9 protein-coding genes are annotated in these 7,102 nt (G+C 69.0%); 3 read left to right on the forward strand and 6 right to left on the reverse strand.

All coding sequences use genetic code 11. From position 1 onward, the window contains the following. Positions 1 to 6: 6 nt before the first annotated feature. From QMX82_RS09670 to QMX82_RS09685, 4 genes are read right to left on the reverse strand one after another with little or no spacing between them, the layout of a single operon-like run. Positions 7 to 663: a class II aldolase/adducin family protein gene (locus QMX82_RS09670; RefSeq protein WP_273806242.1), complete on the reverse strand. Its 657-nt coding sequence runs from the start codon at positions 661 to 663 to the stop codon at positions 7 to 9. Then, positions 660 to 2,294 carry a xylulokinase gene (locus tag QMX82_RS09675; RefSeq protein ID WP_282282760.1) on the reverse strand — a complete coding sequence of 545 codons (1,635 nt, stop codon included), beginning with the start codon at positions 2,292 to 2,294 and terminating at the stop codon, positions 660 to 662. Before QMX82_RS09675 ends, QMX82_RS09670 begins: the two co-directional genes overlap by 4 nt. Positions 2,295 to 2,304: 10 nt before the next feature. After that, the gene (locus QMX82_RS09680; RefSeq protein ID WP_282282764.1) at positions 2,305 to 3,189 is read right to left on the reverse strand and encodes a TorF family putative porin; all 885 of its coding nucleotides are present in this window, start codon (positions 3,187 to 3,189) and stop codon (positions 2,305 to 2,307) included. Between the two features lie 21 nt (positions 3,190 to 3,210). Further along, entirely contained in the window at positions 3,211 to 3,630 is a 420-nt protein-coding gene (locus QMX82_RS09685) for a DUF2147 domain-containing protein (RefSeq protein ID WP_208691464.1), read from the reverse strand. Positions 3,631 to 3,776: 146 nt separating this feature from the next. Here QMX82_RS09685 and QMX82_RS09690 point away from each other — a divergent pair, with 146 nt between their 5' ends. Both QMX82_RS09690 and QMX82_RS09695 read left to right on the forward strand, forming a co-directional pair. Next, positions 3,777 to 4,424 carry a TetR/AcrR family transcriptional regulator gene (locus QMX82_RS09690; protein WP_273862112.1) on the forward strand — a complete coding sequence of 216 codons (648 nt, stop codon included), beginning with the start codon at positions 3,777 to 3,779 and terminating at the stop codon, positions 4,422 to 4,424. Positions 4,425 to 4,505: 81 nt separating this feature from the next. Beyond that, positions 4,506 to 5,153 (forward strand): transferase, encoded by a 648-nt coding sequence (locus QMX82_RS09695; protein ID WP_282282767.1) that lies wholly within the window; start codon positions 4,506 to 4,508, stop codon positions 5,151 to 5,153. On the opposite strand, the gene QMX82_RS09700 is transcribed toward QMX82_RS09695, so the two are convergent. Continuing rightward, positions 5,138 to 5,686: a cysteine hydrolase family protein gene (locus QMX82_RS09700; RefSeq protein ID WP_208691461.1), complete on the reverse strand. Its 549-nt coding sequence runs from the start codon at positions 5,684 to 5,686 to the stop codon at positions 5,138 to 5,140. The genes QMX82_RS09695 and QMX82_RS09700 overlap by 16 nt on opposite strands. 106 nt (positions 5,687 to 5,792) lie before the next feature. Between QMX82_RS09700 and QMX82_RS09705 the strand changes: the two genes are divergently transcribed. Then, the gene (locus QMX82_RS09705) at positions 5,793 to 6,779 is read left to right on the forward strand and encodes a GlxA family transcriptional regulator (protein WP_282282770.1); all 987 of its coding nucleotides are present in this window, start codon (positions 5,793 to 5,795) and stop codon (positions 6,777 to 6,779) included. A 48-nt stretch (positions 6,780 to 6,827) separates the two neighbouring features. Here QMX82_RS09705 and QMX82_RS09710 read toward each other — a convergent pair. Continuing rightward, on the reverse strand, positions 6,828 to 7,102 hold a 275-nt coding region (locus QMX82_RS09710), incomplete at its 5' end, for an SOS response-associated peptidase family protein (RefSeq protein ID WP_282282772.1).

Below are 7,102 nucleotides of genomic sequence, written 5' to 3' on the forward strand. Positions count from 1 at the left end.
CGGACCTCAGGACGGGAGGGAGGCGGTGAGGGTGGTCAGCAGGCGCTGGCGCGCCAGGCTGTCGGCGGCGGAGACGCCGGGGCGGTTGGCGATACGGCCGACCAGGTAGTGCTCGCAGAAGGCTTCCAGCTGCTCCAGCACCGCCAGGGTCTGGCGCGCGCTGGCGCCGTAGCAGAGCACCCCGTGGTTGCGCAGCAGATAGGCCGGGCTCTCGGCGCTCAGGGCGCGATCCAGGCGCTTGGCCAGCCAGCCGGTGCCGGAGGGGGCATAGCCCACCAGTGGCAGGCGGCGGCCCAGTTCGGGCCAGCGCTCGGGGTCGTCGACGCTCAGGGCCTCGCCCAGCAGGGTGCAGGCACTGGCCAGCGGCTGGTGGGTATGCAGGCTGCAGCCCGCGGCGGGAAAGCGCCGCAGCACCCGGGCGTGCAACCCGGTTTCCACGGAGGGCGCGCGATCGCCTTCGAGCTGGTGCAGATCGGCCAGGCGCAGGATGCAGACGTCTTCCGCGCCCATCTGGTAGTAGTCGAGGGCGGAGGGGGTCACCGCGATGCGCTCGGCGTCCAGGCGCAGGGCCAGGTTGCCACCGGTGGCGGCGAAGAAGCCGCGGCGCACCAGGTGCAGGCAGAGATCGACCACCTGTTCGCGCGCTTCGAGGGTATCGCTCATGGTCGGGCTCCCTGGTTGGGGTTGAGGCGGCGGTAGAGCGGCGCCAGGCGCCGGCGGACTTCGAGAAAGGTGGCGTAGCTGTCGTCGTAGCGCGCCCGCGCCTGGGGGCAGGGCTGGTAGAGACGCGGCGGTCGCTGCAGCGCCGGCACGTCGCTGAAGGTCAGGGCGCCGATGCCGGCGGCGGCGATATAGGCCGAGCCCCGGGCATTGGCCTGGATGGGCGCATCGGGCTGGGCGATCACGTGGCCGGTGACGTCGGCCATGATCTGGCACCAGAGATTGGACTGGGCGCCGCCGCCCACCGCCGTGATCCGCTCCGGTCGGCGGCCGAGGAAGCGGCCGAAGGGTTCCAGCATCCAGCGGGTGTTGAGCGCCACCCCTTCGAGAAAGGCGCGGATGATGTCTTCCCGCGTGTGCTCCAGCGACAGGTTGATCAGCGCCGCGCGCAGGCTGGGATCGTCCACCGGGCTGCGCTCGCCATACAGCCAGGGGGTGTAGAGCAGCCCGCGGGCACCGGCCGGCACCCGGGCGGCGATGCGGTCGAGCAGCGCATAGAGATCCGGGTGCTGTTCGTCGCTGAGGAGTTCGTCCGGGTGGTAGAGCACCTTGTCGCGCAGGAAGGACAGGTTGGCACCCGCCGCGGTCTGCAGCGCCATGGCCAGGTAGCGGCCCTTGACCGCGCTGGGCACGGCGGCCATGTGGCGGAGGACATCGGACTTCTTGAAGGGCACATGGGCGCCCAGCCAGGAGGAGGTGCCCAGGTAGAGGTGCGGCGCGAAGTCTTCCACCGCGGAGCCCACCGCCACCGCCGAGGTGTCCACCGAGCCGGCCACCACCGGGGTGCTGCGCGGCAGACCGAGCTGGTCGGCCACCGCGCCGGTCAGGGTGCCGATCACCTCCGCGGAATCCACCAGGTCGGGCAGCTTGTCGCGGTCGAAGCCCAGGGTGCGGATCAGCCCGGCGTCGTACTTCACCTGGCGCGAATCGCGGTTGTCGGTGATCCAGGCGGTGCAGATGGAATCGGCGGTGGCGCAGCAGCGACCGGTAAGGCGCAGATTCATGAAATCGAGGACATTGAGAAACTTCACCGTGCGCGCATAGCGCTCCGGCTGGTGGTCCTGCAGATAGGCGATGTGCCCGGCGGAATCCTTGCCCGACAGCGAGGGCGCGCCGCCGGTGAGGCGGATCCAGCGCCACAGCTTGAACGGCGAGTAGCCGGCCACCTTCAGCCGGCCGCCGCCGACCCGCCGCGCCACGGATTCGGCGCCGCGCATGTCCAGCCAGAGCAGAGCCCGGCCCAGGGCCTGGCCGTTGGCGTCCACGCACACCGTGCCCTCGGTCTGGGTCGAGCAGCACACCGCCACCACCCGCCGCCGCCGTGCCGGGTCCGCTGCCAGCAATTCGCCGGCCCCGCGCAGGAAGGCCTGCCACCAGTCTTCCGGCTCCTGTTCGGCGCTGTGGCCTTCGACGTACAGGCTGACCCCATGGAAGGTCCAGGCGACCACCTCGCCGCCGAGGGTGACCAGGGCGCTCTTGCAGCCGGAGGTGCCGAGATCCACCACCAGCACCAGGCCGTCGAGGGCGGTGGCCTGGGCCGGTGCGGGCGGCGTGGTGAAGACGTGAGGTTTCATGGGCACCCGCTCAGAAGGGGCGGGCCACGGACAGCACCCAGCGGGCCTCGTCCGTCGCGCGCTGATGGTCGCCGTCTTCGGCGATATAGAGTTCGCGCGCCCGGGTATGGGGGCTCAGGTAGTCCAGGCCGAAGTCGAAGCCCCAGTGGCGATGCACCAGGCCCACGCCGTAGTCGCTGAAGTTGGCCTCGGAGAAGTTGCGGATCTGCTGGTAGCCGGCGTGCAGCTTGAGGCTGGTGCGCGGGGTCAGCTCGTAGCGATAGTCCAGGTCGTAGAGCAGGCTGCCGCGGGAGTTGTGCTCGCCCTTGGCATAGCACTCCAGGCCCTTGGTCGGGTCGGGATTGAATTGCAGCTGGGCGCCGCAGACCCCGGCGGTGTTGGCGCCGCGGTAGTTTTCCGAGAGCACGTTGAGGATGCGCCCCTGAAGGGCCCCGTAGCCGATCTCCAGCACGGCGAACTGGCTGTTGTAGTTGGTGCTGTGCAAGCCATCGGGGGCGCCGGTCTCCGGATCGATGCGGCTGGGCGCCTTGAAGTGGGCGCCGGGAAAGAATTCCCCGGCCAGACCGACGCCGAAATGCCAGGCCTCCGGATCGCCGAAGCGGTAGCCACCGGCCAGCAGCACGTTGGCGCCATCGCCGTCGATGAACTGCTTCTTGCTCACGGTGCCGATTTCCGCCAGGCCGATCAGGCCGCTTTCGTGGGCGAATTCCACGGTGACCTTCGCCCCCGGCCGATCGAGCGAATCCGAGATGCCGCGGTTACGCACGTCCGAGAGCAGGCGCGGGGTGATGGTCAGGGCATAGCTGGCCAGGTCGTCGTCGGCCTGGACCGCGCTGCCGAGAACGCTCAGGCACAGCAGGGCCGCCGCCTGGGTGCGGTGAAGAATCCGGTTCATGGGGTCGCTCCTTGCGGTGGCTTAGCTGCAGTGCGGGGTGGCGGGAAGGGCGCTCAGCGGGGTGAGCTGTTCGGTCTTGCCGAGCACCTCGGTGCCGACATAGGCGCGGATGTTGAGGTCGTCGCCCTTGCGGCGGACGTAGCCCTTGTACTTCTTGCCATCGCGCGGATCGAACACCCAGCCGTCGCGCCAGGTGCCGCCGTCGTCGCGACTCATCTGGAAGATGCGGGTGCCGCAGGTGTCATGGGCATTGCCGGCGTCCTTGTCCCAGACGATGGTGCCGCACAGGGCACCGGCGTTGTCGGCGCAGGGCATGACCTTGACCGCGGCGCCCTGGTCGGCGGTCAGCCATAGGCCCTGGACTGGTGCGATGTCGGCGGCCAGCACGGGGGCGAGGGGGAGCGCCAATAAGGCGGCGGCGAGCGCGAGGGGTGTTTTCATGGAGGGGACTCCTGCTGATTGTTGTGGTTGTGGCTGGAGGCAGTAAGGCAACGCTGTTGCTGATATGATAGTTATCGCTACACGATAGTTATAACTATCATTTTACTGCCCATCAAGGGTTTTTTCGTTCAGCCGAGAGCTTTTTCATGGTCGCCAAAGAGTCCGCTCCATCCTCCCGCGCCACGCCCAAGGCCCGCCCCAGCCAGCAGCGGGCGGCGGAAACCTACGAACGCATCCTGGCGGCGGCGGCGGAGGTGCTCTGTCAGGTCGGCATCGAGCGGCTGTCGACCAATCTGGTCTGCGACTGCGCGGGGCTGACCCCGCCCGCGCTCTACCGCTATTTCCCCAACAAGTACGCCCTGCTGGAGGAATTGGGTCGGCGCCTGCTGGAAAAGCAGAATGCGCAGATAGACGGGCGGATCAATGCCGAGCTGCTGGCCGGTCCTTTGGAGCGGGTCGAAGACGTCCTGACCGGGCTTTTGCTGGATACCTACCGGGTCACCGCCGAGACCGCCGGGGGCATGTGGATCCTCAAGGCGCTGCGCGCGGTGCCCTCGCTGGAGCACGTGCGGCTGGATTCGCATCGCCGGGTGGCGGCGCAGCAGGCCGCGTTGCTGGTGCTGCTGCTGCCTGGCGTGCCGCCGGCCGCCGTCGCCCAGGTCGCGCGGATCGTGGTCGAGCTGATCCACTCCACCGTGGAGCTGCTGTTCGATGAGGAGCTGCCGGCGGAAAGCACCTGCCGCACCGTCGCGGCCATGCTCAGCGGTCATCTGGGGCGCCTGCGCGACGGCTGAATCTTTCGCCCGCCGGGGCGAGCATCAGGCAGGGGAGTCAGGTCAGAATCGGCAGGTGTTCCACCACTGCCGAGGCCCGTCATGCCTGATCTGGATATCGCCACCTTCATCGCTGCCTGGCCCACCCTGGGTCTGGAACCCGCTCAGCCGTGGACCCATACCGGCGCCTGCGAGCATCGGGTCAGGCTGCTGCTGGCGCGGCTCGGTCCCGGCTATCGCCGCCAGGGCGACAGCGCCATCCACGAGACGGCGGTGGTGGAGCCCGGTGCCGTACTCAAGGGACCGGTCATCATCGGCCCCGGCACCCTGGTGGCGGCGGGCGCCTATCTGCGCGGCGGTGTCCATCTGGGCGCTCACTGCGTGGTGGGCCCGGCGTGCGAGCTGAAGAGCAGCCTGCTGCTGGACGGCAGCAAGCTCGCCCACTTCAACTTCGTCGGGGATTCGCTGATCGGCAGCGGGGTGAATCTGGAGGCGGGGGCCATCGTCGCCAACTACCGCAACGAAAGTGACGGCGCGCTCATCCGCATCCGCCACGGCGACCAGGTGATAGACACCGGGGTGGTCAAGTTCGGCGCCCTGATCGGCGACGGCTGCCGACTGGGCGCCAATGCGGTCATCGCGCCGGGCGCCCTGCTGCCGCCAGGCACCCGGGTCGCGCGGCTTGGGCTGATCGACCAGGGGGTGCCGGACGTCGCCACGGGCGCGGCGGCGTTTCAGCCGGCGAGATAGGCGTCGGTGGCTTCCAGCGTCGCATAGGCGAAGGCCAGCGCCGCCATCAGGGCGGCATGCACCTGGGCCGCCGGCACCCTGACGCCCTCAAATTCCAGATCCAGGGTGGCGCAGGCATCGTGGATCACGGTCACGGCGTACCCCATGTCGGCTGCGGCGCGCACGCCTGCGTCGATACACATATGACTCATGGCACCCACCACCACCAGCGACTCGATACCGCGCTCGTCCAGCAGGTGCTTGAGGTTGGTTTCGCGAAAGGCATTGGGATAGTGCTTGAGCACCACCGGCTCGCCGGCCCGGGGCACGACCGCGGCCTGGATCTCGACGCCGTCGCTGCCGGGCACGAAGATCGGCGCCTCGGCGCTGAGCGACTGATGCTGCACATGGATCACCGGAATGCCCTGGTCGCGGGCGTGGGCGATGATCCGCGCGGCCTTGGCGACCGCGGCCTCGATGCCACTGAGGGGCAGTTTGCCGCTGGGAAGGTATTCGTTCTGCAGATCGATGACGACGACGGCGTGCTTGCTCATGTCCAGCCTCTCGGAAGATGCTTCAGGTTTGGGTCCGGCCATGATTGGTCAGCCGCGCCTCCGGGCGAAGAGGCGTGACCGACAACTTCAGGGGCGCCAGCGACACATGCACGATCAACCGCCGATCGAACTCGGTCTGCTGCTCTATCCCGGTGTGCAATGGGCGACGGTGCACGGCCTCACCGATCTGTTCGAGATCGCCGGGCGCTTCACGGGAACGGCGGAGGATGCCGAGCGGCCCCGCTTGCGCGTCAGCCACTGGCGGCTGGAGGAGGGCGCAGCAGTGCCCAGCCGGGTCTACGACTCGCTGCCCGCCGCGAGCGGCTCACCCAGCGTGCTGATCCTGCCACCCAGCCTGGCTGAGCCGATCACGGCGGAGGCTGCTGCGCCCTATCGCGAGTGGCTACGTCGGCAGCATCAGAGCGGCGTGCGTCTGGCCTCGATCTGCGCCGGCGCCTTTCTGCTGGCGGAAACCGGCTTGCTCGACGGTCGCACCGCGACCACCCACTGGCTCCATGTCGAGCGCTTCAATGCGCGTTTTCCTGCCGTCAGCCTGGACGCCGACCAGCTTCTCATCGATGGCGAGGATCTCGTCACCGCGGGTGGCCTCATGGCCTGGACCGACCTCGGCCTGCGCCTGGTCGATCGCTACCTGGGCGCCAAGCGGATGCTCGATACCGCGCGCATCCTGGTCATCGACCCGCCGGGTCGACAGCAGCGCTACTACAGCGCCTTTTCCCCGCGCCTGAGCCACGGCGACAGCGCCATCCTCGCCGTGCAGACGTGGTTGCAGGAGACCGGCGCCCAGGACCTCGCCCTGGAAAGCCTGGCCCGCCGCGCCGGCCTGGAACCGCGCACCTTTCTGCGCCGTTTTCGCCAGGCCACCGGCATGACCGCCACCGCTTACGGCCAGCAACTGCGCGTCGGTCGTGCCCGGGAACTGCTGCAGGCCAGCCGCCTGCCCCTCGAACGGGTCGCCTGGGAGGTGGGCTACAGCGATCCGGGTGCCTTCCGCAAGGTCTTCACCCGCGTGGTGGGGCTGAGCCCGGGGGATTATCGGCGGCGATTCGGGAGCGGATCGCCAGGTCGCTGAAGCCTAACCCGGCGCGTCAGTGCCCGGCGGAAAGCCCCCGTCGCTCCGCTATACCAGCGGCTCGGCGATCCGCTCCAGCAGTTCGGGCCCATCGTTCTTCACGCTGCCCACGGCCTTGCCGACCGGATACCAGTCGAAGGCCGCCACCGGCGTTGCTTCGATCTCACCAATCTCGGCGGCGCGCTCCATGGACAGGTCGGGGTCCAGCCATTCGCGGGCAATGGTCGAGGGCAGAACCAGCGGGCGGCGGTCATGGATGTCGACCATGCCGGCGTCCGAGGCGGCGGTGACGATGACGAAGCCGTCATCGTCCTGGGGTGCCT

The sequence above is a fragment of the Pseudomonas sp. PS02302 genome, from assembly GCF_029959585.1.
Classification (GTDB): domain Bacteria; phylum Pseudomonadota; class Gammaproteobacteria; order Pseudomonadales; family Pseudomonadaceae; genus Chryseomonas; species Chryseomonas aestiva.

Bases quoted from the DNA above. Each gene is read 5' to 3' on its own strand.
- QMX82_RS09705 (WP_282282770.1), top strand. From the start codon at position 5,793: ATGCACGATCAACCGCCGATCGAACTCGGTCTGCTGCTCTATCCCGGT.
- QMX82_RS09700 (WP_208691461.1), bottom strand. From the start codon at position 5,686: ATGAGCAAGCACGCCGTCGTCGTCATCGATCTGCAGAACGAATACCTT.
- QMX82_RS09670 (WP_273806242.1), bottom strand. From the start codon at position 663: ATGAGCGATACCCTCGAAGCGCGCGAACAGGTGGTCGATCTCTGCCTG.
- QMX82_RS09695 (WP_282282767.1), top strand. From the start codon at position 4,506: ATGCCTGATCTGGATATCGCCACCTTCATCGCTGCCTGGCCCACCCTG.
- QMX82_RS09680 (WP_282282764.1), bottom strand. From the start codon at position 3,189: ATGAACCGGATTCTTCACCGCACCCAGGCGGCGGCCCTGCTGTGCCTG.
- QMX82_RS09685 (WP_208691464.1), bottom strand. From the start codon at position 3,630: ATGAAAACACCCCTCGCGCTCGCCGCCGCCTTATTGGCGCTCCCCCTC.
- QMX82_RS09675 (WP_282282760.1), bottom strand. From the start codon at position 2,294: ATGAAACCTCACGTCTTCACCACGCCGCCCGCACCGGCCCAGGCCACC.
- QMX82_RS09690 (WP_273862112.1), top strand. From the start codon at position 3,777: ATGGTCGCCAAAGAGTCCGCTCCATCCTCCCGCGCCACGCCCAAGGCC.